We start from the raw sequence: 23,559 nt of genomic DNA, 5'->3' as shown, positions 1-23,559 counted from the left end.
GGGGTATGGTTTCCGGGTTTATTCGCTTAATAGTTACTTTTAATCACGAACTCGGCGGTCCATTTACCCATGTTGCGAATCCTCCATTCGCTGCCCCGTACGCACAAATTATTACTGTTACCCGTGGCCACAATGGTCACCGTGCTGGGCACACAAAAGTTATTGACGACATACCAAGATTTAACTCAACTAAACACACCGCTTGAAAGCGTGCTAGTACCGCTCCCAAGCGACTCTACTCCGGGCGTCCCTTCCCTGCATCAAGAACGCACCCCGGTAGCAGATGCGATCGATCGCGCCTCGCGCGCCCTCGACGCGACCCGCGAAAATATCCCCCTCAGTGAACTCACCGCAACCGAGATCGTTGATCTTGACGTCATTGCCAGCGCAGAGGCCGACATGGCGAACCAGCCGGCTTTGGGCGGCGACGTCACGGTACCGAATACCGCAGCACTGGAAAGCGGTGGTCTCGATGACGGTGCGCTGCATATGGCAATTGTGCTAGGCACATTGGCTAGCGGCATGCTGGATAATAATGTAGACAACAGCTCTTCCGTCGAAATTGCCGACGCTACCTCTTATGAGGATTATGGCGTTGAGCTATTCGATGATATCTCCTTTCTGGATTTAGAGCTGGCAGCTGAAGAGCCCTTTGTACCTGAGTGGGAAACCCACATTGTTGAATCCGGCGAAACTTTTGCCGTACTGGCACAAAACGAATTAGGCCTAGGCTATAGCGAAGTGATGGCTCTGCTGGAGGATTTACCTGACCCGCGCATGCTAACCAATTGGCGCGCCGGGCACAGCTTTGATTATCAGCTGGATGAAGATGGGCGTTTATTGTCGCTACGCATGATGAAAAACACCCGTGACGGCATACTGCTGGAGAAGGACGCAGACCACTTCGCCATCACCACGATTGAACGCCAAGGAGAACCTGTTCAGCGCCTCTATGCCGGTAGCGTCAGCGGTAGCTTTGCGCGCTCCGCCCAGGCGACAGGTTTGAACAGCGGCTCGGTAACAGAACTGACGAAACTACTCGAAAAGAAACTCGATTTTCGGCGTGACAGCCGCCGCGGCGATCGTTTCCAGGTACTGGTCGAGTCAGACATGATCGATGGTGAAACTTTAGATTCCCGTGTATTGGCTGTTCATTACAACGGCGAACGCATGGACTTAACCGTTGTGCGTAATGCCAGCGACGATAACTTCTATACACCTGAGGGTGGTAGCCTGGATCCTGCCTTTGCGCGCCACCCGTTTGAAGGCAACTACCGTTTAAGCTCCAGCTTCAATCCGCGCCGTAAGCATCCAGTAACCGGCCGCACTAGCCCGCATAACGGTACCGATTTTGCTATGCCGATTGGCACGCCGGTAACGGCTCCCGCTAACGGTGTTGTGGAACGAGTGAGCAACCATCGCGCCGCAGGACGCTATGTCGTCATCCGTCATGACAATGGCTACCGGACGCGCTACCTGCACCTCTCCCGGCCGCTGGTGAAGCAAGGTGAACGTGTAACAATGGGCGAGCGTATCGCGCTATCAGGCAATACAGGCCGCAGCACCGGCCCTCACCTGCACTACGAAGTCATCGTCAACAACTCACCGGTCAATGCGATGACGGTTCCCCTGCCCGAAAACACCAGCTTGAGCGGCGATACGCTTATTGCGTTCCAGAATCAGGCAGCACCCATATTGGCGGCGCTGGAAAGCGGCGAAACAGGCCCGGTTAGCGTGGCTAATTATCGGCAGGAGAGCGACGACTAGCGACCGCTATATAGCTACCGTGTACTCAAACGCAAAACACCGCCACTGGGCGGTGTTTTGCGTTGGCTTACGTATTTTCAACTGTCTAGACTGACCGCTGCAGCGCGGCCAGTAGCGTTGCATCCCGGCGGTAGATATCAGGTCTAAACTCCACCTCGCCTTCGGCATTTGGCCACGCGGTCAAATAATGCAGCGCAATGGGAATACGCTGAGATAAGCTCACATTGCGATCACTCCCTCCTTTTAACAGCGTACTCATTTGATAACGACTGCCGGTGTCTTGCAGCAGCATTTGCGCCAGCTCAGTCACACCTTCAACCCGAATACAGCCTGAACTAAGTGCACGCTGATCACGCCGGAACAATCCACGCGCGGGGGTATCGTGCAAATAGATCATGTCATCGTTGGGAAACCGTACCACGACGCGACCTAGCGGGTTACCTGTACCCGCTACCTGACGCAACATAACGCCGCCAGGACGCTGCCAGTCGATCTCCTCCGCAGCAAGCGGTTCGCCCATGGGGCTAATCACCTGGATGTTTTTACGCGCCAAGTAGTCGATATCGGCACGCACCTGGGGCAACACATCCTCGCGCATGATCGTCGGCGGGATTGTCCAGGAAGGATTAATGGTTAAATGGCTGATCGTAGAGTGGATAATCGGCGTCTCGCGCCGCGGGGTTCCTACCACCACACGGGCGTCCCAGTGCTGGCCGTTAGGGCGCACGTAGTGCATCCGGTAGCCTGCAATATCAACCCATACTCGTGGCTCAGCAGACTGCATCGGACGGATCCACCGCGCGCGCTCTAAATTGACCCGCAGCTGGTCGATTCGCGACGCCACTGAGGTGTTCAACGCCAAGCGAGTTTGTTCGCCCACTACACCATCTTCCTGCAGCAAATGACGGCGCTGGAAACGCCTCACAGCGGCTTCCAGCGGTGCATCAAAGGCACGCCGATTCGACCCGGCTTGTACACCGATTAATGGATAGGCGCTGCTATCCGCCACCTGTAACTCAGCCTCTCCCCATAGTGCCAGGCGCTGGCGCAGCACGCTCACATCGTCGGCTTCATCGCCTGGCCGCAACGACTCTTCTCGCGCAGCCAAGTAGGGCACGCTGCCCAGGTTAGCCAACTGATAATGCTGCTTCAAGGCATCGCGCAGTTGCTGATATTCAGCAGACGAGGGCCGAGCCAGCGCGATCGCGTTATCAAGCGAGCGGTCATCGACGGCATGCACCACACGCAGCAGTGAGTAGCGACGCTCAGGGCGCGGCGCATCCCACTGGGGTTCGACATCGCGCGGGTTCACCTTACCGCGTTCTAAATGATCCAGCGCCAGCAGCAACGCTCGAGTTGCTTTAATATCAAACGACGCCTGAGCGGCTTGACTGCTTGCCTGACTGCGCTGGAACTCATCAATCAGTGTATCAGCGTGGTAATCCTCGGGTGTTAGACCATCGGTTTCCAAGCTATTCAACGCAGCAACCAGAGACTCAACCGCCACGGCTGCCTGCCAGGCGGGCTGCCCATCGCGCAGTTGATAAAACTCAGTAACGGGTAGCCGCTGCGCCTCAACCGCGCTTAATTGCTGGGCTAACGCCTGTTGTAACGGCGCTGAATCCGCATTCGCATAGCTAATGCCTAAAGGGCTGTGGGTAAGCGTGAGACAAAGAGCGACCCCTATCGCCCATTGTCTTAGTGGCTGTATCTCGTTCATCGCCCTCTCCTTGCGTTACTATAGTCTTCCACATCGCCGACCCTGTTTTTTATATTAGTCGGCTAATCTTTATAATGACTTATATTGCTCGTAGGATCGACTTTTATGGCTCTTCGTTTAAATGTTGCCACGTTATTATTTTCTCTCCCTTTTATATTATTTACATTACCGCTCCACGCTGCCAGTTTCTTCGCCCAAGTTGATTCAACGCCACCTCGCGGCATACTGCCTTTACACCATCAGTTGCTGCAGCTCGCCCCCCAGGCCTCGCCCGATGCGCTGCGTTTAGCCGCCCAAGCGCTTAACTGCGCCGAGCCTAATGCCGAGCGCTTGGCAGTGATCGATTACTCGCTGCCATCTACCGAGCCGCGCTTGTGGGTATTTGATTTGCGCCAGCATAAGCTACTCTTCGAAGAGCTGGTCTCCCACGGCCAGGGGTCTGGCGACGCCCAAGCAGAGACGTTTTCCAATACCCCCGATAGCCATCAATCCAGCATTGGCCTATTTCGCACTATGAACAGCTACTATGGGCGCAACGGCTATTCACTGCGCCTGGAGGGTCTGGAACCCAACGTCAATGACTTGGCGTTTGAGCGCGCTATTGTGATCCACGGCGCGGACTATGTAAGCGACGCCTTTATCAACCAAACGGGGCGGCTCGGGCGCAGCCATGGCTGTCCAGCGGTACGCGAAAACGTCACTTACCCGCTGATCGACAGTCTAAAAGAGGATCAGTATGTGTTCGCTTATTATCCCGATGCCGAGTGGCTGGCCACCTCCGCGTTTTTAGGCTGCACGGCCACCGCCGCACAGCTAGCCCGGCGCTAATGTTACCCAGACTCTTAATGAGGGGAACGTTAACAACCTCAGTCTTACAGGCAATCAGTAGCTGAATTTTATCATTTTCGGCCGCTAAATCAGGCGCACAGGGGAACCCTCTGCAATACTTTGTGACAAATTAACACAAAATATTGCTATCTGCCGTAGGTGTCTCTGCCATGTTCACCTTTATGCACCCGTACCAAAAAATTCGCCGCCTGGAACAGGAAGTTGCCGAGTTACGCATTCAGCTTGACGCTGCTACCCCCTCCCCCAGTTGTCGATTATTGAGCCTGATGAAACCGGCACAATCCATCGGCATGCTGCAGGCAAGAGGCGCGGATATGCTGGCTTCTCTCAATAGTGGCATACAGGAGTACGCGGATCAGCTTGCCGGCGAGCGGGCCACCCTAACGGAAACGGTTAATTTAATTGCCACCGCTGAACAGGCGGTCAGTAGCCTTGACCAACGCTGCCACGACACTGAACGTACCGAAGCGTTACCCCCATTAGTGTTAGCTAAAACTCTGCACGCCTTAAGCCAGCTACAGGTCGCTCTCGCCCGTAGTGCAGGCCACGCCCAGGCGTTAGCGGTAAGTACGGCCCTCGAAACGGCCCATAGCCAAGGTCTGCTTGGCAGCACCGATGCCGCTAGCCAGCAATCTCCAGGATTGGCAGCCATTGCAGACGATGTCCACCGCTTAGCGTTGACTATGCACAGCTTGAGCCATCAGCTCAGCCTACTGATGGAGCAAATTAATAGCCAGGTAAGAGAACACTCGCAGGCCGTAGTGAAAAAACGTCTGGCCGACGAAGAGATTACCCATTCCGCGCAAGCAGCCAAGCAGGCAGTGCATCAGCTTGCTGACCAAGCTCAGCATATGCACAAGGTGATTCATCACAATGCCACCGCTGCGTTTTTACACTCCGCGAAGCTTGATCATGCGGTGTGGAAGTGTCGGCTTTATAAGCAGCTCCTCTCTGCCAACACAGACACTCCCCTAGAAGACCATCACCAATGCCGTTTAGGGCGCTGGCATCAACATGGAGAAGGTCACCAACGTTACGCCCGCACTGAGGCCTATCGAGCGCTGGCGGCACCCCATCGCCGTATGCATGACAGTGGCGCGGAAGCACTTAAGTTTGCCCGTCTGGGCGACCGCAATGGTCAACTGGCCGCCTTGGGAGTCATGGAAGAAGCCAGCCAGCAGCTCGCCCTGCAGTTGGACAACCTCATGGAGCACGCCATGTATGAGGCGCCCTATTCAACCAATCATCACTCACCGCTTGCGGGCGCACCTTAAATAGCCGTTGTACGCTAAATAGCCTTTCGTCTTATCTAGCCGCCTATGCCATGCTGGTTGCAATAAAACCACTTTCCTCACCAGCAGCAATGGGAAAAAGCATATGGCACAGGTCAAAAAGCTAGATCTCGCGTTACAAGGCGGTGGCGCCCACGGGGCTTATACCTGGGGTGTCATTGATCGCCTACTGGCAGATGACCGCATTGAGATTGAGGGCATCAGCGGCACCAGCGCCGGGGCAATGAATGGCGTGGTAATGGCCGATGCGCTCACAAGAGGCGATAAAGAGACCGCTCGGCAAGCACTGCACGACTTTTGGCAAGCGGTGAGTCGCGCGGGTATGGCCAGCACCATCCGCCGCTCTCCCTTGGACATATTGACCGGCAACTGGAGCCTGGATCACTCGCCCGGTTTTATTGCGATGGACCTATTAAGCCGTGTGGCCTCCCCCTACCAACTCAACCCACTCAATATAAATCCGCTGCGCGATATCGTGGCCGAACATATTGATTTCGAGCGGGTTAGGCAATGCCAACAGCTTAAGCTGTTTGTCGCGGCCACTAACGTACGCACGGGTAAACAGCGGGTGTTCCGCCGTGAAGAGATGAGCGTTGACGCGGTGATGGCCTCCGCTTGCTTGCCCTTTATATTCCAAGCAGTGGAGATCGACGGCGAAGCGTATTGGGATGGTGGCTACATGGGTAACCCCGCCCTGTTTCCTCTCATGGAGGAGTGCAGCGCACGGGATATTCTGCTGATACAAATCAACCCAATCAGCCGTAACGAAGTCCCCACCTCGGCATCGGCCATTATGAATCGCCTCAACGAGATCACCTTTAACTCAGCACTGATTAAAGAGATCCGTATGATTGCGCTGCTTAAGCATACCCTCGATGAGCAAGGCATTGAAAACTGCTACCAGCAGGCGTTGTTCCACCGCATTAGCGGCGAGCAGGCACTTGAGGGCCTCTCTGTCTCCAGCAAATCCAATTCTGAGTGGCCTTTTCTATGCCATCTTTTCGAGCAGGGACAAGCTGCCGCTGAACGTTGGTTAAGCGAACACTTTGAAGCGATTGGTAGCCACTCCACACTGGATATTGATGCCGTCTATTTACATGAATAATGGCTGCACGTTCAGTCCGCCCATTGCACCCTTCTAGCACCAAGATGCCGCAAAATCGGCGTTGCATGCCCAATCATGCAGCATAGACTTGATCACTCATCTCTAACACGCACAACAAAAAATAAATTAAGATTTTGATTTTTAGCAATAAACATTCAACTGGCAAACTACCTGCATAACTCCTACCAGTGGTGGTAGGCGTGGACCAGGCCCAACTGGGTACGAGTGCGTCGAGCCTGACCTTCAACGATGAAGGCATGTTCTCGTCAATTGTTTGCGTAACGCGCTAACTTGTTTGCGTTGCGTAGCGACTAACTCGTTTTATGCCCCGTGAGGCCATCCCATGGACATACGCAACAAAGCCAACCGCATTCGGCTGCTTAACTTCTCGACTCCTCAGATGCGCGCTTTCCACTTTTCATGGTTCGCGTTTCATATCTGTTTCTTCGGCTGGTTCGGCATCGCCCCTCTTATGGCGATTGTTCGAGAAGACCTTTCACTGACTCAAACACAAATCGGCAATACGATTATCGCTTCGGTAGCGATTACGGTCATTGTGCGCCTTGCGATTGGCGTACTGTGTGACCGCATCGGTCCGCGTAAAACCTATACCGGGCTACTGATATTAGGCGCTATTCCGGTGATGGGCATTGGCTTGGCCGATAGCTTTGAAACCTTTCTATTGGCGCGCTTAGCCATTGGGGCCATTGGTGCCTCCTTCGTGATTACCCAGTACCACACCTCGATGATGTTCGCCCCCAATGTGGTCGGTACCGCCAACGCTACTAGCGCAGGTTGGGGAAACCTGGGTGGTGGCACCACGCAGATACTGATGCCACTAATCTTCTCGGGCATGCTGATGCTGGGCGTTAACGAAGCCTTTGGCTGGCGTTTAGCGATGATGGTGCCTGGTGTAGTGATGTTCTTTACCGGCATTGGCTACTGGTTCTTTACCCAGGATGCCCCCAACGGCAACTTCAGTGACCTGCGCGCACGCGGCGAATTGCCTGAAGCTTCAGGAGAAAATGGTGCCGCGCAAAGCTTTCTAGCCGCCGCCAAGGATATTCGTGTTTGGGCGCTGTTCGTTGTCTATGGCCTCTGCTTTGGCGTGGAACTGACGATCAACAATATTGCCGCCATCTACTTCTTTGATAAGTTTGATCTTACCCTGGCCACCGCGGGTCTGATTGCCGGTCTGTTTGGTTTAATGAATATTTTTGCGCGTACTTTAGGCGGCGTCTTCTCGGATCTTTTCGCTAAGCAAGGGGGCTTGAAAGGACGCGTTCGCTGGCTGTTTATTGCCTTGGTTTGCGAAGGTATTGCGTTGGTAGCGTTTTCGCAGATGCACGTATTAAGTCTAGCGATAGGTATAATGCTGGTGTTCAGCCTGTTTGTGCAGATGGCGGAAGGCGCTACTTTTGGCGTGGTGCCGTTTATCAACAAAAAGGCGCTGGGTGCCGTGGCGGGCATAGTCGGCGCTGGCGGTAATGTGGGCGCGGTAGGCGCTGCCTTTCTGTTCCGCAGCGAAAGCCTGACCTATCAGCAAGGTCTGTTCTATTTAGGCCTCACTGTACTGATCCTGGCTTCATGTGTGTTGGTGGTACGCTTTAGCGATGCTACCGAAGCAGAAGAGGCCAAAGCGTATAGCGACGCAGTAGGTGATGATGTAGGCGCGGGCGCTCTGTCGTTACGCTAAGCGCTTTCCAGTACACTCATACTTCCATAACCGTTCCTGTTCACTCCCATACGCTTCGGCATGGTATGGGAGAATAACGGTATGGGAGTGTTCACATTTAGGCGGCGAGTCACCAAGGAAATTTCTATGTCTTCAGCGCAGCAACTGCTCTTAACCGCCATCCGTTGCGATATCGACAACCTTACCCACCTTGCCACCACCGCCGATATTGTCGGCGACATCAGCCGCTTTATTCATATGCTCCAGCGTGAACGGGGCGCATCGACGATTTACCTTGTTTCCCAGGGGCAGCGCTTCAAAACCCGCCGCGACACCTACCGGCAAAACAGTCAGCAGGCCGAAACACTAATGCGCCAACGGCTGGAAGCGCTCAGTGAGGAGGCCCGCCCCCAGGCCGCCGCGCGCTTACTGCGCCGGATTGCCGCCGTCTGGTACGCGCTTGACGAACTTGGCGCGCTTCGTCAGGCCATTGATACCTTTGCTATCACCCCCGATGCAGCGACCCAGGCGTTTAACCAGTTGACCAGTGGCCTACTGGCCATTGTGTTTGAGGCCGCAGATACCTCTATCGATCCCGATATTACCCGCACGCTAGTAGCGATTTTCCACTTAATGCAAGGCAAAGAGCTGGCTGGCCAGGAGCGCGCCTGCGGCGCCTTTGGCTTTACCCATGGCCACTTCGACGAGCCCCATCGCGCGCTGCTCAATCAACTCATGGCAGATCAACAGCGCTGCTTCGACACCTTTGTAGAGTTTGCGACACCCGAAGCGCAGCAGGCATGGCAGAAGGAGCTTTCACCGCGAACGCTGTCGGGTATTTGCCATCTGCGCGATATCGCCTGCCAGCGCTCGTCGGCAAAACAATCACCACCCAAAGAGACACCCGATAAGCTGGGTGAAACCTGGTATGAACTCACCACGCTGCGTATCGACTCAATGAAAAGGGTTGAAGATGCGCTGATCTCACAGCTGAGCGTACTGTGCCACCGCAAAATCGCCCAAGCGCAAGACGCTTTAGAGAAAACTAAAACGCAGACTTGTACTTATGCACCTGCGCCGTGCGAACAACTGCTGGCGCTTAATGATGGGCAACCGTTAGGCGATCTGACCGCCAACGCTCTCACCTCCCCCCTGGGCCGCTCGCTGATCGAGCTCACCCAAGCCCAGGCCAGCCGCTTACAAGGGCTCAGCGATGAGCTTGAAAATACCCGCAAAGCGCTACGAGAACGCAAACTGATTGAACGCGCCAAAGGTCTCATCATGGCCCACCAGGAGATGAACGAAGAGGAGGCCTACCGCTTTCTGCGGAAAACCTCAATGGATCAAAGCAAAAGCATGGCAGATATGGCTCAAGCGATACTGGATCTCTCAGCGATGCTAAAACGCAACGATGCTAAAACATAAAGTAGATGGGCTCCTCGTTAGCAGTCAGTTAGCAGCACAATACCAAGCTGCTTAAGCCTATATTTGCAGGATGCTGTCACCTTAGCCATGCTAAAAGCTCACTTGACTGACCAAGCAAGGAGCGCACCCCATGCAACACCGCGTGCTATTAATTACCGGCGCATCTAGCGGCATCGGTGCGGCCACCGCTCGCGCAGCTGCACGTGAAGGCTATAAGTTAGTACTCGCTGCACGTTCTAGCGACAAGCTCACCGCACTGGCGCAAGAGCTGGGGCCGGAAAACGTACTGACCTGTGAGCTGGACGTGATTAACATGGAACAGCAGCAGGCCATGGTTGAGCAGGCGCTGGAAACCTTTGGCCGCCTGGATGGCGTCTTTGCCAACGCTGGCCGTGGCGGTTCACCCGGCGGCTTTAGTGAAGCCGACCACGACGCATGGCGTGAGATGATTCTCACCAATATCTATGGAGTGGGCTTCACTATTCAAGCCTGTTTGCCCGCCCTTAAACGCAGCAAAGGCCATGTATTGCTCACCGGCTCAGCCGCAGGCCGCACGACTATTCCAGGCTCGATGTATAGCGCGACCAAGTGGGCGGTCACCGGAATTGGCTACAACTTACGTGAAGAGTTACGTGGCACCGGCATGCGTGTGACGCTAATTGAACCTGGAATGGTCGACACCCCCTTTTTTGATGAGCCGCCAACTCATGCCTTAGAAGATCGCGATATCGCCAATGCGGTAATTTACGCACTAGCGCAACCTGCCCATGTAGATGTGAATGAAATTCTTATTCGCCCCACTCCACCTTTAAGTGAGGAGTGAGGAGTGAGGAGCCAACGAACCTGTATATCCGCCACCTGGATAGTCGGCACCTTGCAATTCATCTGCAATGGCCGCATAACGTGTAATTACCAAGCGCGCTAAGTAATTTTTCACCCGACGCGCCCACGAATTAATTTGCAGGTGATCCATGAGCCAACTCGCTTCCACGGCACTTTCCGTTCTTGATCTGGCACCTATTCGCCAGGGCGGCAGTGCCGCAGAGACCTTTCGCGATAGTGTTGCCCTGGCGCAATTAACCGAGCGGCTAGGCTATACCCGTTACTGGCTTGCCGAGCACCACAATATTGCCGGTATCGCCAGTGCCGCAACCGCCGTGTTGATTGGTCATATAGCCGGGCAAACGTCCACCATCCGCGTGGGTAGCGGCGGCATTATGCTGCCTAACCATCCACCGCTGGTGATTGCCGAGCAGTTCGGCACACTGGAAACGCTCTACCCTGGCCGTATTGATCTGGGATTAGGCCGTGCGCCTGGCTCGGATGGTGCCACCATGCAGGCTATGCGCCGCAACGCCCACGCCGGGGTCGATGATTTTCCACAACTGCTGAATGAGCTGCGCAGCTACTTAGCCGATGCAGAGCCCCAGCAGCGAGTGAAAGCGGTGCCTGGCCAAGGTACCCATGTGCCTATTTGGTTGCTGGGTTCCAGCGGTTACAGCGCGCAGCTGGCAGCCAAACTGGGCTTACCCTTCGCGTTTGCGGCTCAGTTCGCGCCGGGCTATTTATTTGAAGCGCTGCGTTTGTACCGTGATAACTTCCGCCCTTCGGAGCACCTGGATAAGCCCCATGCGATGGTCGGCCTTCCCGTGATGGCCGCAGAGAGTGACGCGATGGCTCACTACTTGGCCACGACAGCGCAGCAGAAGTTTTTAAACCTTATTCGCGGCAAGCCGACTCAGTCACAACCGCCGGTTGAGCAGTTGGATTGGTCGCCGATGGAACAGGCCCAAGTCAGCCAATTTTTAGGCGCGGCGATTATTGGTGGGCCCGAGACAGTTAAAGCCGAGCTTGAGGAATTCCAAACACGCACTGGCGCCGATGAACTAATGATTAATAGCGATTTTTACAACCACGCCGACCGTCTACGCAGCTACGAGATTGTGGCTGAGGTCGCCCGATAAGCGCTTAGCTGCACAGGATAGTTATGACCACACTCGCTTTCTCTCCAATAACGGATGACGATTTTGCTGCTTTCTGGCCCACCTTCCAAGCCATTGTTGCAGCGCAAGAGACCTATGCGTTTGATCCCGATATCAGTTTTGAAGCTGCCCGTCAGTTATGGTGTAAAACGCCTAACGCCAGTGTGGTTGCCAAAGATGAAAACGGACAAGTGCTGGGCGCTTACTACTTAAAAACCAACGCGGCTGGCCCCGGCGATCATATATGTAACTGTGGTTATATGGTGACCCCCGCCGCACGGGGCAAAGGCGTAGCGCGAGCCATGTGTGAGCACTCCCAGCAACAGGCCCGGGAACTAGGGTTTCTGGCCATGCAGTACAACGCCGTGGTGGCCACCAATGAGGTGGCCGTCGCGTTATGGCAGAAGCTGGGGTTTAGTATTGTGGGTACCGTTCCTAACGCCTACCGCCATGCGCGCTTCGGTTTTGTCGATACGCATGTGATGCATAAGACGCTTTAACAATCATCCATTTACCAAAGGGTTCTTTACCAGACGACTATTTACTAAGCAACTCTTTATCAAACAATTATTTCCCAAACAACTCTCAAACAAGTTTAAAAAAACATTTAATTATACGGCTTTATTATGATTTAGCATTTAACAATCTAACAAACTAAAGATAACTTAATCAAATCATTATATTAACGAGAAATTGATACCTTTTAAAACTCCCCTATGCACCAATTCAGGTGCGGGGAGTATTAGGAGAAGTATCAATGCAAAACATATCAGTTAAGAGAGTGATTGCTGGCGCACTGATTGTGCTTTTAGCCATGCTTATCATTTTGGGTAGCATGGGTGCTATGGCAGAACGCGAAGGTGCACAGCTGCTGGCAGAAATTAATGAAATCAGCGCTCAACAAGCGAGTGCTGCTAACCGTGCAGAAACAAATCTAATGGAAGTGCGGGTCAGGCTAGAGCGCATGTCACAGCACTACCGCAATGGCAACGAAAATTACGCTGAGCGGGCGCTGGGAGAAGCATTGGAGAGTTTGGAGAAATCTGACCAGCGTATTGCGGAACTCACTCGCCTTGAACTCCCGGTTGATTCCGAGCGTCGCCCACTAGTCGATGCAATTGTCGATAGTTACCACCTTATTGTCACTGACGCCTTAAGAAGTGATTTAGCCAACGAGCGCTAGGAGGCATTGGACGAATACCGTGATCCCATTAATCAGAAGTTCGTCGGCTTTAGCACTGCGATCAGTAATTTTAATGATTATGCACTGAGCAGAGGCAGCCAAGTTCTCTCGGAAGCACAGCGCGACAGCGTCATTTTTGGTATTACCGTAGGTGTTCTCATTTTAACCGCGATTGTACTCTATATTGTGGTACAAATAATGATTAACCGGCTCGTCATCAGCCCTCTACAGCGGGCAGTCAGCATTTGCGAAAACATTGCAAAGGGGGATTTGACCAGCCATATCGACGCCCTAGGGCGTAACGAGATCGGCCGCCTTTATAGTGCCATGGAGGATATGCAGGAGCGCCTGGAAGAGATGATCGGTACGCTCAATCAAAGTAGCGAAGCCGTCGCCTCCAGCTCTACGCAAATTGCCAGCGGCAGCCAGGATCTCGCTTCGCGTACAGAGCAACAAGCCGCAGCTTTGCAGCAAACCGCCGCGAGTATGGATGAAATTTCATCGATTGTGCGGCAAAACGCAGATACTGCCGGTCAAGCACAGCAATTGACCCAGGACGCCGCACAACAGGCGAATAGTGGTAAGCAGGCATCTGAACGCACCAGCCTACTGATGCGGGAATTAGAAGAGACCTCGCACAAAGTCCATGACATTATCCAGGTGATTGACTCGATCGCCTTTCAAACCAATATCCTGGCGTTGAATGCATCGGTAGAAGCTGCCCGGGCTGGCGAGCACGGCAGAGGCTTTGCGGTGGTGGCCAGCGAAGTTCGTTCATTAGCAACAAAGACCTCCACCTCATCGAAAGAAATACGCACCATGATTGAAGATATCTCACAGCGTATTGTTGTCGGTGCGGAACAAGCAGCGAAAAATGGCCATGATATGGCGGAGATCAACGAAGCTATTCGTAAAGTGACGGAAATGATGCAAGAGCTTGCTCTCGCCGCAAAGGAGCAGGAGTCGGGCATTAGCCAAGTCAGCACAGCGGTATCCCAGATGGACTCGGCGACCCAGGAAAATGTATCGCTGGTTGAAGAGACCAGCACCGCGTCAGCCTCACTCCAGGATGAAGCTACTCGTTTGGCCGAGTTAGTCACGACCTTCAAACTTAAGCGCGTAACGCACGGTGGCTCGGAATCCCCCACCACCTCTTCATCACCGCAGGCACTTGCAGCGTCTAACGCTTACTCAACTAGAAAACTGCCCAATGCCACACCTGATTGGGAAGAGTTTTAATTCAAGTTTTTGGGCCAGCTTGACTGGCCCTTTTTCCATTGGTCTTCCACTTCAGGTCATAAAAATTAGCGGCTCGTTAAATGCAAATATCGACAGAATAAGGTACGTTTCCCCACCTAATGACAATGCAATTAAGCATCTCCCCTTCTCTGTGATGGCAAATTATGTTTTTTCATGCCAGGTTATTCTCTCGCTTCTCACTGCACTCGCGGTTTATCGCCCTGATTGCTGCCTTGGTGTTTGCCACTACCCTGCTGCTTGGCTGGGTGGCTTCCCGTGAGTCGGCGCAGCAAATGGAGGCTACGATTGGCGAGGCTGCCTCTGAAGCCGCTTATCAAATGGTGGATAAGCTGGATCGCAGCATGGATGCTCGTATCAAAGAAGTTAAGTTGCTGCTAGGTATCCAAGCCTTCACTAACGATAGTGATACTCGCCTGCTGCGTGAACAGTTAGAGCTACTCCAGAGCACTCATAACGTTGTATCGTGGATCGGCTTCACCGATAGGCAAGGTACTGTTCAAGCAGCGACCGGGGGAATTTTAGAAGGGGTTTCAATAGCACAACGCCCCGTCTTTATTGAAGGGCGTGAGTCGCTCTGGGTGGGGGACGTGCATGAAGCAGTGCTCCTCGCACAACTGCTGCCTAACCCAAGTGGTGAAGAGTTGAAATTTGTCGATATTGCCACCCCGGTGTTTGACCGCTACGAACAGCTTCAAGGCATTTTGGCAGTACATTTAAGCTGGGAGTGGGCCGAATATATTCAGCAATCCATGTTTTCTCCTACCAAGCAACGGCAAGATACCGAGATGCTACTGCTTGCAGCTGACGGTACCGTGCTGCTGGGCCCAGAGACGCTTATTGGTCAATCACTAGCCAGTCTGGATCACCTACCCGGCCCTACCACGACATCACCTCAATGGGCCATTGAAACCTGGCCAAGCGGTGAGCAATATATGACCGGCTATGCGCGCAGCAACGGTTTTGAAGACTTTCCTGGCTTGGGTTGGATTGCGGTTAGCCGTAAGCCCGTGGCTAGCGCCTTTGCCGCGGTTGAGCAGCTCCAGGCGGCCATTATGGGTATAGGCATACTTCTGGCGCTGCTCTTTGCGATGATTGGGTGGACGATTGCATCACGCATGGTGGCTCCTCTTTCCCGCTTAGCAAAAGCCGCCGATCAAATGCAACACGGTGAGCATAATGACGTCATGCCATTGGAACAGGGCTCTCCAGAGCTTAAGCGCCTATCAACCTCAATGCGCAATATGGTTAGCCGCTTGCTGGATCAGCGGCAAACGATTAATCGCTTAGAGGATTTAGCCAATACCGACCCATTAACAGGCTTACCTAATCGCGCATTTCTTAATCAATACCTTCAGCTTGCTATCCCAGAAGCGGAAAGAAACCAGCAAAGTATGGTGGTCATGTATATCGATCTGGATGGTTTCAAACAGGTCAACGATGAACTGGGCCACCATGCGGGTGATTTGCTACTTATTGAGATCACCCAGCGCCTGAAAAACGCCCTGCGCAGTGGTGACGTGGTCGCACGTTTAGGGGGTGATGAGTTCATTATGGTGCTTAAAACCAAGCAGGAGTACCTGGAAATGCTTACCCACGAAGTGAGCAGGCGTTTACTTACTGCTATAGCCCAACCCATTCTACTACCGGAAAATAAGCGCGCTCATGTGGGCTGTAGTTTGGGCGCTGCTTGGTGGCCGCACCACGGCCTGCATATTGAAACGGTGCTACAACTTGCGGATAGCGCCCTGTATGCGGCTAAAAGTAAAGGCAAGCATCAGCTAGTGATTCACAAGCCTGACCGTTAATTTTAAAGCTTGGCCATTAGTTCAAACCCGAGCCGTGCACGTCAAAACAGTGCTGTAACTGTTGCTCAGCGGCGTCGCTGCCCATCGCCGTTAACTTAGCGATATTGCGCTCAGGAATCGCGTCGGTATCGCCGTAAAACTCGATCGCCTTTTCAACACTCTCTTCGCGGAGCAGATGCACCATGGCATAGGGAGAGCGGTTGGTATAGTTGGCAGCGTCATCGGGCTCAGCCCCGTCGAAGCAGTAATCGGGGTGAAAAGTAGCAAGCTGATAGACTCCTTCATATCCCTGATCGACAAGGATGCTTTCGGCCAGCTCAACAAAATCCAGGTAGTGATCAAAACTTTTAAAAAGCGTAGGAAATACCAGCAGCGTCGTTTCAGTTTCAGGGTGTTCGTCCAGCCACGCTACCTCGACCATCAGCTCTTCAAGCGCCACTTCAATTTTTTTAGAGCGCACAACCTCAACGCGGATGGCTTCACGCGCTAGCTCCCGCTGAGCGAACGGGCAAATATCGTGGGCGACAATGAAGGTGCGCACCCAGTTCAGCGTCTGCGCGGCTACTTGGTCATCTGCGTGTTGGTTATCTGTGTGCATAGCACCCTCATGATCATGGTTAGGTCGGCGATGGCCGACGCTTTATGCGCAGCAGTTTACCAACTGTTCATGACCAACTACACGTGCTCTTGGTAGCGCTTCAGGGCGACTTCATAGGATTTATGGATATGGTCGTCCATTAATTCACGCGCTGCTTTAGCATCCCGCTGTAGCGCCAGCTCCACCAGCTGATGATGCTGCTCGTCCAGCTCTTGACGTATCGTCGGCATTTTTGGTCCCAAACGTCGGTAGCGATCGAACTGGTCGTGTAACTGCTCAATAAAACGCAATAACCAGACTGACCCACACGGCGCCACCAGGGTGCGGTGAAACTGTGTATGCAGATGCTCCCACTCTTCGCCTTTATCCAGGGTTATATCGGCCCGTTTCAGGCGATGTGCGGCGGCAAGCAAATCGGCCTCCCAAAGCGAGTCACCGTTAGCAATAGCTCGCTCTAGCGCCATCCCCTCCATTTCCAGGCGCATTTGGGCAATATCGTCCAGCTCATCCCGCGATAGCTTCGGCACCCGAAAGCCGCGCTGGTTTTCCTGCACCAGCAACCCATAAGCCGCCAATCTATTGAGCGCTTCTCGCAGCGGGCTCAAACCGACTTGATAGCGCTCTTTGAGGGCATTGATAGCGAGCTTTTCACCGGCCACAAAACGCCCACCCACCAAATCCTTGCGTAAATGATCAAACACGCGACTTGATGCGGTACCTGCTGGCCCTACTGACTTGGCTGACGTAGGTAGAGAATTATTCATCACGATGTCCTTTGTTCATCTCAGTTCCCGCTGTCCATTCTGTTTTGACTGTTGACGTTGGGTCGGGCACTACCTATATTCTATTTTAGACAAGATAATCGATTTTTTAACCTACAAACGATAAATAAGGTCTAGGTATGCTTCTGATCTCCTCTTTGGCTTCGCGGGATATGCATCAATGACACCACCCGCCGTCTCCTGGCAACTTTTCTGGGCCTTTTTCCGCATCGGCATCTTTGGTTTCGGTGGCGGCCCCGCCATGATCCCATTAGTGCGCGCCGAAGTCGTCACCCGCCACCATTGGTTAACCGATGAAGAGTTTGCCGATGTACTGGCGATTGGTAATACCTTACCCGGCCCCATTGCCACCAAGATGCCCGGCTATATTGGCTATCGTGTAGGGGGAGTCGTCGGCTGTATTGCGTCCGTCATTGCTATTATCGTCCCGATGATTGTGGCGATGATCGTCATGTTAGGCATTTTCAGCCGTTACCGTGATGTGGCTTGGATTCGCGGCATGGGCCAAGCCGTGGTGCCGGTGGTCATGGTGATGATGGCGCAGCTCACATGGGACTTTTTTGATAAATCCCAGGCCGCTCTTGGCTGGCTGGTCAGCATTGCCATGGCCATCATTGCCGCCGGGCTGATCTACTGGCTTGGCATTCACCCAGGCTGGGTGATTGGCGCCATTCTACTTGCTGCCCTCCTGCGCCCTGCCGGTAAGAAAAAAGCGGAGGGAGCGGCATGATTTATTGGGATCTCTTCTTAGCCTTTTTTATCCCAAACATTATCGGCTATGGCGGCGGCCCGGCCATTATTCCACTGATCGAAGCCGAAGTGGTTGGCCGCTATGGCTGGATGACCGCACAAACCTTCGCGGAAACATTAGCCCTCGGCAATGCATTACCTAGCCCTATCGCGACCAAAATGGCCGGCTATGTGGGCTATGAAGTAGCAGGTATTGGCGGTGCCTTCATTGCCGTAGCTGCCACAGTGATCCCTACGCTGCTACTCATGTTAGGCGCGTTAGGGTTGCTCTACCGTCATCGTGATTCCCCCCGGGTTAAGCGCATGAGCCAATGGGTGCGCCCTGTCATCGCCATGATGATGGCCTGGCTGACCTTGGGGTTTCTGCTCGAAAGCCTTAATACCAGCGGGACGATTCATACCCTGATCATTGGCATAGTCGCCGCTATAGCACTGATTCGTTTTAACACGCACCCCGCCTTTGTGGTTATGGGCGCCCTGGTTTATGGAGGTTTCTTTCTAGGCTAACGCTTATTGGCAGATGTATTTATTAGATAACAAAAACCCGATAACGGGATCACGCGCTCACCACGTCGCTGCAGTCAGGGCGGCATCCCACAACACCAACCTCAATCTATAAAGGTGTATAAGAATGACGCGTTCAACATTTACTCTAAGCACTACCCTCGCAGCCATCGGACTTGCGTCTAGTTTGGCAATTGCCACCACCGCACAAGCTGACTATCCCGAGCAGGATATTCGCTTAATTATCCCTTATGGGCCTGGGGGAGCAACGGATATCCTCTTCCGGTTGATTTCTCAGGAAGCTGAAAAGAACCTTGGAGAATCCATCGTTCCGGTCAATATGGCAGGAGCAGGCGCTACCCTGGGGTCTCGCAATGTAAAAGACGCAGAACCCGATGGCTATACACTGCTTGGCAGCCACGACACCATTGCACTTTCAAAGCTAGCGGGCACCGTCGACTACTCGTTTGATGCCTTCGAACCTATCGCGCTACTTACCCAAACCATCAATATCCCAACCGCCCATGCGAATCACCCTGTCCAGAGCGCTGATGAAATCGCTGACTATGTTAGCGAAAACCCAGGCCAAGTGCGCTTCAGTATGATTCCTAGCTCCACTGACCACTTCTTCTGGGCACAGTTCTTCCAGGAGGCTGGCATTGATATGGCCGACGTGCGTCTAGTCGGCTATCCAGATACGGGTGAACAGGTATCGGCTTTGATGGCGGAAGAAGTTGATTTCGCAATGTTCAACCTGCCCTCTGGCGGTGCGTTTTTTGAAGATGGCACCTTCCGCGCGCTCGGCATCGCTCATCCAGAGCGCCTTGATAGCATGCCAGATGTAGCCACCCTGCGAGAGCAAGGCATCGAGATGGATCACTCCACCAGCAGAGGTATTTTTGCTCCCAAAGGCACTCCGCAAGAAGTCCTCGATACCATCGCTGACGCTTACGAGCAGGCCTTGGAAAATGAAGAAGTACAGAGCCGCATTGAAAATGAATTTGGCTCTGTTGTTCGCTTTCTGGCCGGTGATGATTATCAAACGTTTCTGGATGAAAACGAAGCTGCACTATCCGCCGCTGCTGAGAACATCGATTTCCAGAACTGAGGGCGCACCCTCTAGCCCTCGTGAGTACGGGGGCTAGAACTACCGGAGGCATCGCTAATGCTTACGCTAACGAAAGACCGCGCCTTGGCGCTGGCTCTGCTATTAATTGTGGCTGTCATGTGGATGGAGTCAGGAAGCATTGCTCCACCGACCAGTTGGCAACCGTATGGGTCAGCTCTTTTCCCACGTATTTTGTTGGTAGTGATTGGTTCGTTCTCACTGCTGATCCTAGTGCGCTCCTTATTAGTAAAAGTACCTGAGCGGGCGGGCGCAAAGCAGCTTGTTGCTGGGTGGTTTAAAAGCCGGCGCACCATACTCGCTCTGTTTCTACTGTTTGGGCTTTATGCAGCACTTCTCCCAGCAGTTGGGTATATCGCAACCACTATGGGCTTCTTAGTCGCCTCGCTTGCTTTACTTATGGGTATAGATACGCGGCGAAAATGGATCATTAATCTCACGTTGAGTTTCACTCTGACGCTCGTGATATTTGTGGTTTTCCGCTATGGCTTAAATGTCTGGCTGCCCTAATCTGCGGAGTAAATAATGACCAATTTTTTTCTCCAAGCTCTCGCTGAGGTCGGTACTCCCTCGGTGCTGGGCCTAATTGTAATCGGTGTTTTGTTTGGCATTATTGGCGGTAGCATCCCTGGCTTTACCGTCACCATGGCCATCCTGGTGGTCTTCCCTTTTACCTTTGCTATGGATCCGGTCAGCGGCGTCTCACTGATGGTTGGTGTATTTGTGGGGGGATACTCGGGCGGCATTGTGTCTGGCGTCATGTTGGGGATACCCGGCACACCCTCGTCTATTACTACTGTTTATGACGGCTACCCGATGGCACAGAAAGGCGAACCGGGCCGCGCCCTAGGCATTGGCGTCGCTTCATCGTTTTTAGGCACCATTATCAGCGTGGCGGTGCTGGTGTTCTTCGGACCGCTAATTGCAAGCTTCAGCATGCACTTCCGTCCTTGGGAAATCACTGCATTAATCGTTTTCGCTCTGACACTTGTGGCAGGCCTTTCCAGTGGCGCTCTGCTCAAAGGCCTGATGGCCGCCGCTTTGGGGCTTTTGATTACCACCGTTGGCTATGACCGCAACAGCAATCTTCGCTTTGACTTCGGCCTGCCGGCGATGGGATCTGGGTTCGAAATTCTCCCCGTGATGATCGGTATATTTGCTTTTTCGCAGCTACTTGGAAATATAGAGAAGCTCAAAGATGAGAAAAGCGAAGCCAAAAACATCGATACCAATGTAACGATTCCCTACGGCCAAATACTCAAAGATATGGCGGGACAAAAGCTTAACACGCTGCGCTCTTCACTCATTGGTAGCTTGGTAGGAGCGCTACCTGGCACGGGTGGCACCGTGGCTAATTTCTTAAGCTACGACCAAGCCAAGAAATTCTCAAAACATCCAGAGAAGTTTGGCACTGGCACACCCAGCGGCATCGTGGCGTCTGAAGCCTCCAATAGCGCGGTGGCAGGCGGCGCGTTTGTACCTACGCTCGCGTTGGGAATACCGGGCGATTTGCCCATGGCGATCATGATGGGGGTTCTGATCCTGCACGGCATTACGCCGGGGCCAATGATGTTTGAACAGAACCCGGTGCTGGTGGGTGCTATTTATGCCAGCTTACTGATCGGTGCGGTGGTCATGGTGCTTTGCAATCTGCTGCTAGTACGCTGGTTCGCCAAAATATCGTTGATCCCCCAACAGATCCTCGTTCCTGTCGTATTAATGCTGTGTGCCATTGGTGCTTATGCACTGAACAACAACCTGTTTGATATTTGGGTGCTGTTTATCTTTGGCATTATCGGCTACCTGCTGTGGAAAGCTGAAGTACCGCTAACGCCTCTGATACTCGGCGTAGTACTTGGCGATAACCTTGAGCGCCAGCTCTTCCGCGCCCTTGAGCTTAATGAAAGCTGGCTGACTTTTTTGACTCGACCACTCTCTGCGCTTTTTCTGGCACTCGCTGTCGCTTCGATACTGTTTTCGCTCTATCAAGATCGCAAAATTCAGCACTTAAAAAATGCCGCACAGCAAGAGAATGTTTAATACCTCTACGTTATTTCAAAAAACTGTTGTTTCAAAACAACATTCAAAAGGACACTGGTATGCAACATGATGCTCTCTATTACCCCAGCGCCTCGCGCCGGATGGCAACGTTCGGTAAACGTGGCATGGTCGCCACCTCACAACCGCTAGCAGCGCAGGTAGGTATTAGCATTTTGCAGCAAGGTGGTAATGCGATTGATGCAGCCATTGCCACGGCAGCCGCATTAACGGTGGTGGAACCCACCTCGAATGGAATCGGCAGCGATGCCTTTGCCATTGTCTGGGTCGACGGCAAACTGCATGGCCTCAACGCCAGTGGCCCTGCTCCACAAGCGGCAACCATTGAAGCGCTAAAGGCCCTCGGACACGATACGATGCCCAACCATGGCATGCTACCTGTCACCGTGCCCGGGGCCCCGGCTGCCTGGGCGGCACTTTCAGAGCGTTTTGGCAAACTGCCTTTCGCAGAGTTGCTGGCGCCTGCGATTTCACTGGCCGATGAAGGATTCCCGGTTTCTCCCGTCATTCATCAAATGTGGAAAGAAGCTTTCAACACCTACTCGGCTTACGATGAGGCCTCCTTCAAACCATGGTTTGATACGTTTGCTCCCAAAGGGCATGCGCCGAAGCCCGGTGAACTGTGGCGCTCTGAAGGCCATGCTAAAAGCCTAAAAGCGATTGCTGACACCCGCGCCAAAGCATTCTATGAGGGCGACCTGTCCGAGGCCATTGATGCCTTTTCCCGCGAACATGGTGGCTTATTACGCAAAGAAGACCTAGCGGCTTACCAGCCAGAGTGGGTAGACCCTATTAGCGTGCGCTACAAAGGCCACGATATTTGGGAAATACCCCCTAACGGCAGCGGCATAATTGTCCTGCAAGCGCTGGGTATGCTTGAGCGGTTGGGCGAAGAAGGGCGAGATCCGGTCGAAACACTGCACCGTCGTATTGAAGCCACCAAACTGGCTTACGTCGATGGCTTCGCGCATGTTACCGACCTTGATGCTATGCGACCTACCATTGATCAGATGCTGGACGACGACTATTTGAAGTCGCGAGCAGCAATGATTGGCGAGCAAGCCGTCGACCCTATACACGGCAATCCGATCAAGGGCGGAACAGTGTATCTCGCCACGGCTGATAACGATGGCAATATGGTGTCGCTGATTCAAAGCAACTTCAAAGGCTTTGGTTCTGGCATGGTGGTACCGGGCACCGGCATTAGCCTGCAAAACCGTGGCTGGTCGTTCTCCCTCGACCCGCAGCACCCTAATGCACTAGCCCCCGGCAAGCGCACCTACCACACCATCATCCCAGGCTTTATCACCAAAGATAACCAAGCCGTTGGGCCGTTCGGTGTGATGGGTGGCTATATGCAGCCCCAGGGCCATGTGCAGGTGGTAACGGCGATGCTTGAGGATCAACTGAATCCTCAGGCAGCGCTCGATATGCCACGTTGGAAATGGACCAAAGGCAAAACCATCGAAGTTGAAGCCGACTTCCCCAATCACTTAGCGCTTGCCCTGGCACGCCGCGGCCACGACATCGTTAAAGTCGCCGATTCAATCAGCTTTGGCCGTGGCCAAATCATTCTGCGCGATCCTGACACCGGCGTACTCCAAGGGGGTACCGAGCCACGCACCGATGGGGCTGTGCTCCCCTGGTAACATCTCACCACTAAACTGGGTCTCCGCCG

At 53.4% G+C, this 23,559-nt stretch carries 22 protein-coding genes; 18 read left to right on the top strand and 4 right to left on the bottom strand.

Going from position 1 to position 23,559, the window contains the following annotated elements; genetic code table 11:
- Positions 1 to 69 precede the first annotated feature (69 nt).
- Entirely contained in the window at positions 70 to 1,767 is a 1,698-nt protein-coding gene (locus tag YERSI8AC_RS05585; RefSeq protein ID WP_022520662.1) for a peptidoglycan DD-metalloendopeptidase family protein, read from the top strand.
- Between the two features lie 85 nt (positions 1,768 to 1,852).
- Here YERSI8AC_RS05585 and YERSI8AC_RS05580 read toward each other — a convergent pair whose 3' ends face one another.
- Positions 1,853 to 3,487 (bottom strand): L,D-transpeptidase family protein, encoded by a 1,635-nt coding sequence (locus YERSI8AC_RS05580; protein WP_159176288.1) that lies wholly within the window; start codon positions 3,485 to 3,487, stop codon positions 1,853 to 1,855.
- A gap of 105 nt (positions 3,488 to 3,592) precedes the next feature.
- Here YERSI8AC_RS05580 and YERSI8AC_RS05575 point away from each other — a divergent pair, with 105 nt between their 5' ends.
- The 6 genes from YERSI8AC_RS05575 (at position 3,593) to YERSI8AC_RS05550 (ending at position 10,656) form a co-directional block, all read left to right on the top strand.
- A complete protein-coding gene (locus tag YERSI8AC_RS05575) occupies positions 3,593 to 4,315 on the top strand; it encodes a murein L,D-transpeptidase catalytic domain family protein (protein ID WP_159176287.1) in 723 nt (240 codons plus the stop codon).
- Positions 4,316 to 4,485: 170 nt separating this feature from the next.
- A complete protein-coding gene (locus YERSI8AC_RS05570; protein WP_201304193.1) occupies positions 4,486 to 5,610 on the top strand; it encodes a CZB domain-containing protein in 1,125 nt (374 codons plus the stop codon).
- A 103-nt stretch (positions 5,611 to 5,713) separates the two neighbouring features.
- Positions 5,714 to 6,733: a patatin-like phospholipase family protein gene (locus YERSI8AC_RS05565; RefSeq protein ID WP_159176285.1), complete on the top strand. Its 1,020-nt coding sequence runs from the start codon at positions 5,714 to 5,716 to the stop codon at positions 6,731 to 6,733.
- A gap of 343 nt (positions 6,734 to 7,076) precedes the next feature.
- Positions 7,077 to 8,429: a NarK family nitrate/nitrite MFS transporter gene (locus tag YERSI8AC_RS05560; protein ID WP_009287177.1), complete on the top strand. Its 1,353-nt coding sequence runs from the start codon at positions 7,077 to 7,079 to the stop codon at positions 8,427 to 8,429.
- A 126-nt stretch (positions 8,430 to 8,555) separates the two neighbouring features.
- The gene (locus YERSI8AC_RS05555; RefSeq protein WP_159176284.1) at positions 8,556 to 9,833 is read left to right on the top strand and encodes a nitrate regulatory protein; all 1,278 of its coding nucleotides are present in this window, start codon (positions 8,556 to 8,558) and stop codon (positions 9,831 to 9,833) included.
- 130 nt (positions 9,834 to 9,963) lie between these two features.
- Positions 9,964 to 10,656, top strand: a complete 693-nt coding sequence (locus YERSI8AC_RS05550) for an SDR family oxidoreductase (protein ID WP_159176283.1) — start codon at positions 9,964 to 9,966, stop codon at positions 10,654 to 10,656.
- On the opposite strand, the gene YERSI8AC_RS05545 is transcribed toward YERSI8AC_RS05550, so the two are convergent.
- Complete coding sequence (locus tag YERSI8AC_RS05545) at positions 10,642 to 10,806, bottom strand: hypothetical protein (protein ID WP_159176282.1); 165 nt, start codon at positions 10,804 to 10,806, stop codon at positions 10,642 to 10,644. The genes YERSI8AC_RS05550 and YERSI8AC_RS05545 overlap by 15 nt on opposite strands.
- On the opposite strand from YERSI8AC_RS05545, the gene YERSI8AC_RS05540 reads away from it, so the two are divergent.
- The 5 genes from YERSI8AC_RS05540 to YERSI8AC_RS05520 all read left to right on the top strand — a co-directional run bounded on the left by YERSI8AC_RS05540 (position 10,805) and on the right by YERSI8AC_RS05520 (position 16,063).
- Positions 10,805 to 11,797, top strand: coding sequence for an LLM class flavin-dependent oxidoreductase (locus YERSI8AC_RS05540; protein WP_027959907.1), 993 nt, complete (start codon positions 10,805 to 10,807; stop codon positions 11,795 to 11,797). The two genes, YERSI8AC_RS05545 and YERSI8AC_RS05540, sit on opposite strands and share 2 nt — an antisense overlap.
- 23 nt (positions 11,798 to 11,820) lie before the next feature.
- Complete coding sequence (locus YERSI8AC_RS05535) at positions 11,821 to 12,315, top strand: GNAT family N-acetyltransferase (RefSeq protein ID WP_022520669.1); 495 nt, start codon at positions 11,821 to 11,823, stop codon at positions 12,313 to 12,315.
- A gap of 257 nt (positions 12,316 to 12,572) precedes the next feature.
- On the top strand, positions 12,573 to 12,998 hold the full coding sequence (locus YERSI8AC_RS05530) for a Tar ligand binding domain-containing protein (protein ID WP_236557254.1): 426 nt from the start codon (positions 12,573 to 12,575) through the stop codon (positions 12,996 to 12,998).
- A gap of 6 nt (positions 12,999 to 13,004) precedes the next feature.
- A complete protein-coding gene (locus tag YERSI8AC_RS05525) occupies positions 13,005 to 14,237 on the top strand; it encodes a methyl-accepting chemotaxis protein (RefSeq protein ID WP_236557253.1) in 1,233 nt (410 codons plus the stop codon).
- Positions 14,238 to 14,401: 164 nt separating this feature from the next.
- Positions 14,402 to 16,063 (top strand): sensor domain-containing diguanylate cyclase, encoded by a 1,662-nt coding sequence (locus tag YERSI8AC_RS05520; protein WP_022520671.1) that lies wholly within the window; start codon positions 14,402 to 14,404, stop codon positions 16,061 to 16,063.
- Between the two features lie 16 nt (positions 16,064 to 16,079).
- Here the strand turns inward: YERSI8AC_RS05520 and YERSI8AC_RS05515 are convergent, their stop codons facing one another.
- On the bottom strand, positions 16,080 to 16,661 hold the full coding sequence (locus YERSI8AC_RS05515; protein ID WP_022520672.1) for a DUF1415 domain-containing protein: 582 nt from the start codon (positions 16,659 to 16,661) through the stop codon (positions 16,080 to 16,082).
- Positions 16,662 to 16,738: 77 nt separating this feature from the next.
- Positions 16,739 to 17,425: a GntR family transcriptional regulator gene (locus YERSI8AC_RS05510; protein ID WP_159176281.1), complete on the bottom strand. Its 687-nt coding sequence runs from the start codon at positions 17,423 to 17,425 to the stop codon at positions 16,739 to 16,741.
- A 178-nt stretch (positions 17,426 to 17,603) separates the two neighbouring features.
- Here YERSI8AC_RS05510 and YERSI8AC_RS05505 point away from each other — a divergent pair, with 178 nt between their 5' ends.
- The 6 genes from YERSI8AC_RS05505 to YERSI8AC_RS05480 all read left to right on the top strand — a co-directional run bounded on the left by YERSI8AC_RS05505 (position 17,604) and on the right by YERSI8AC_RS05480 (position 23,530).
- Positions 17,604 to 18,173: a chromate transporter gene (locus YERSI8AC_RS05505; RefSeq protein WP_022520674.1), complete on the top strand. Its 570-nt coding sequence runs from the start codon at positions 17,604 to 17,606 to the stop codon at positions 18,171 to 18,173.
- The gene (locus YERSI8AC_RS05500) at positions 18,170 to 18,700 is read left to right on the top strand and encodes a chromate transporter (protein WP_009287173.1); all 531 of its coding nucleotides are present in this window, start codon (positions 18,170 to 18,172) and stop codon (positions 18,698 to 18,700) included. The genes YERSI8AC_RS05505 and YERSI8AC_RS05500 overlap by 4 nt, the downstream gene beginning before the upstream one ends.
- A 124-nt stretch (positions 18,701 to 18,824) precedes the next feature.
- The gene (locus YERSI8AC_RS05495) at positions 18,825 to 19,805 is read left to right on the top strand and encodes a Bug family tripartite tricarboxylate transporter substrate binding protein (RefSeq protein ID WP_022520675.1); all 981 of its coding nucleotides are present in this window, start codon (positions 18,825 to 18,827) and stop codon (positions 19,803 to 19,805) included.
- Positions 19,806 to 19,889: 84 nt separating this feature from the next.
- Positions 19,890 to 20,333 (top strand): tripartite tricarboxylate transporter TctB family protein, encoded by a 444-nt coding sequence (locus YERSI8AC_RS05490; RefSeq protein ID WP_236557252.1) that lies wholly within the window; start codon positions 19,890 to 19,892, stop codon positions 20,331 to 20,333.
- Positions 20,334 to 20,348: 15 nt separating this feature from the next.
- On the top strand, positions 20,349 to 21,863 hold the full coding sequence (locus tag YERSI8AC_RS05485; RefSeq protein WP_022520677.1) for a tripartite tricarboxylate transporter permease: 1,515 nt from the start codon (positions 20,349 to 20,351) through the stop codon (positions 21,861 to 21,863).
- 59 nt (positions 21,864 to 21,922) lie between these two features.
- Positions 21,923 to 23,530: a gamma-glutamyltransferase family protein gene (locus YERSI8AC_RS05480; RefSeq protein ID WP_022520678.1), complete on the top strand. Its 1,608-nt coding sequence runs from the start codon at positions 21,923 to 21,925 to the stop codon at positions 23,528 to 23,530.
- The last annotated feature ends 29 nt before the right edge of the window (positions 23,531 to 23,559 follow it).

Source organism: Halomonas sp. 113 (assembly GCF_904067645.1).
Lineage (GTDB): Bacteria > Pseudomonadota > Gammaproteobacteria > Pseudomonadales > Halomonadaceae > Vreelandella > Vreelandella titanicae.
The sequence above is the reverse complement of the archived record's forward strand: the minus strand, read 5'-3'. Positions and strand labels throughout refer to the sequence as shown.

Coding starts and splice junctions, on each gene's coding strand:
- YERSI8AC_RS05585 (WP_022520662.1), top strand. CDS start 70: ATGTTGCGAATCCTCCATTCGCTGCCCCGTACGCACAAATTATTACTG.
- YERSI8AC_RS05580 (WP_159176288.1), bottom strand. CDS start 3,487: ATGAACGAGATACAGCCACTAAGACAATGGGCGATAGGGGTCGCTCTT.
- YERSI8AC_RS05575 (WP_159176287.1), top strand. CDS start 3,593: ATGGCTCTTCGTTTAAATGTTGCCACGTTATTATTTTCTCTCCCTTTT.
- YERSI8AC_RS05570 (WP_201304193.1), top strand. CDS start 4,486: ATGTTCACCTTTATGCACCCGTACCAAAAAATTCGCCGCCTGGAACAG.
- YERSI8AC_RS05565 (WP_159176285.1), top strand. CDS start 5,714: ATGGCACAGGTCAAAAAGCTAGATCTCGCGTTACAAGGCGGTGGCGCC.
- YERSI8AC_RS05560 (WP_009287177.1), top strand. CDS start 7,077: ATGGACATACGCAACAAAGCCAACCGCATTCGGCTGCTTAACTTCTCG.
- YERSI8AC_RS05555 (WP_159176284.1), top strand. CDS start 8,556: ATGTCTTCAGCGCAGCAACTGCTCTTAACCGCCATCCGTTGCGATATC.
- YERSI8AC_RS05550 (WP_159176283.1), top strand. CDS start 9,964: ATGCAACACCGCGTGCTATTAATTACCGGCGCATCTAGCGGCATCGGT.
- YERSI8AC_RS05540 (WP_027959907.1), top strand. CDS start 10,805: ATGAGCCAACTCGCTTCCACGGCACTTTCCGTTCTTGATCTGGCACCT.
- YERSI8AC_RS05545 (WP_159176282.1), bottom strand. CDS start 10,806: ATGGATCACCTGCAAATTAATTCGTGGGCGCGTCGGGTGAAAAATTAC.
- YERSI8AC_RS05535 (WP_022520669.1), top strand. CDS start 11,821: ATGACCACACTCGCTTTCTCTCCAATAACGGATGACGATTTTGCTGCT.
- YERSI8AC_RS05530 (WP_236557254.1), top strand. CDS start 12,573: ATGCAAAACATATCAGTTAAGAGAGTGATTGCTGGCGCACTGATTGTG.
- YERSI8AC_RS05520 (WP_022520671.1), top strand. CDS start 14,402: ATGTTTTTTCATGCCAGGTTATTCTCTCGCTTCTCACTGCACTCGCGG.
- YERSI8AC_RS05515 (WP_022520672.1), bottom strand. CDS start 16,661: ATGCACACAGATAACCAACACGCAGATGACCAAGTAGCCGCGCAGACG.
- YERSI8AC_RS05510 (WP_159176281.1), bottom strand. CDS start 17,425: ATGAATAATTCTCTACCTACGTCAGCCAAGTCAGTAGGGCCAGCAGGT.
- YERSI8AC_RS05505 (WP_022520674.1), top strand. CDS start 17,604: ATGACACCACCCGCCGTCTCCTGGCAACTTTTCTGGGCCTTTTTCCGC.
- YERSI8AC_RS05500 (WP_009287173.1), top strand. CDS start 18,170: ATGATTTATTGGGATCTCTTCTTAGCCTTTTTTATCCCAAACATTATC.
- YERSI8AC_RS05495 (WP_022520675.1), top strand. CDS start 18,825: ATGACGCGTTCAACATTTACTCTAAGCACTACCCTCGCAGCCATCGGA.
- YERSI8AC_RS05485 (WP_022520677.1), top strand. CDS start 20,349: ATGACCAATTTTTTTCTCCAAGCTCTCGCTGAGGTCGGTACTCCCTCG.
- YERSI8AC_RS05480 (WP_022520678.1), top strand. CDS start 21,923: ATGCAACATGATGCTCTCTATTACCCCAGCGCCTCGCGCCGGATGGCA.